1 pseudogene is annotated in these 293 nt (G+C 38.9%); it reads left to right on the top strand.

Features of this window, described 5'->3' with window-relative positions:
• Positions 1 to 162 precede the first annotated feature (162 nt).
• Positions 163 to 293 (top strand): annotated as a pseudogene (locus tag KVT11_RS21165) (hypothetical protein); the annotation flags it as partial.

Below are 293 nucleotides of genomic sequence, written 5' to 3'. Positions count from 1 at the left end.
AATATGAAAAATGATTCGCCCCTTCTTTTGAGAATCAGCCATTTGCTTGCCTCCTTAGGTGTTCTACTTTCCTTCACTTCACCGTGATTTCACCTGTTTGTTCCATTAGACATTTCATAAGGTGTATAGTACACTGTGAGTAATGAAATGGATGTGATAATCATGATTATTGATACACTCAATGAAGTCTTTTTCCTTGTTGAATTCTTTACGATTATTCTTCCAGCGCTGACCGCCATCGGTATTGCTATCTTATTAAAAGACTGCCGAATGAACGAGCACCTCGGAGGACA

It is taken from the genome of Bacillus sp. GbtcB10 (assembly GCF_019091365.1).
Classification (GTDB): domain Bacteria; phylum Bacillota; class Bacilli; order Bacillales; family Bacillaceae; genus Bacillus; species Bacillus altitudinis.
This window is presented reverse-complemented; position numbering and strand designations above follow the sequence as displayed.